The sequence below is a fragment of the Vibrio sp. 10N.261.46.A3 genome, assembly GCF_041472995.1.
GTDB classification, from domain to species: domain Bacteria; phylum Pseudomonadota; class Gammaproteobacteria; order Enterobacterales; family Vibrionaceae; genus Vibrio; species Vibrio coralliirubri.
The window spans coordinates 1-303 of sequence record NZ_JBFRRH010000209.1 but is presented as its reverse complement, the minus strand read 5'-3'; the positions used below and the strand labels follow the sequence as shown (position 1 = coordinate 303).

The window sequence follows — 303 nt, the reverse complement described above, 5'->3', positions numbered from 1 at the left end:
CAATGATCACGGGTATAAATAAAATCAAAGAAGTGTCAGAGTCCAAATAAGGCACTCTTAACAAGCGCTTAAGCGGGCGTTATAAGCTACAGGTGAACATTGGAGTTTTATGAAAGAAATAGTTCAGTTGTTTGGTGAATCAGTGGCGAGATTTACGATTCCTATATTTATCGAAAACGACAAAAGAGGGCCTGAACAAATTGGTACAGGGTTCTTTTTAAACGTCCTTGGTGAGTTGTTCTTCACTACTGCATCCCATGTGGTTGACGTTTTAGTAGGAGCGGAAAAACAACCATGTATTGC

The 303-nt window shown here is 39.6% G+C and carries 1 protein-coding gene; it reads left to right on the top strand.

Annotated features, from left to right (window positions below):
* Nucleotides 1–109: 109 nt before the first annotated feature.
* The coding region (locus AB4484_RS26710) for a hypothetical protein (RefSeq protein ID WP_372081055.1) at nt 110–303 on the top strand (194 nt) is incomplete at its 3' end.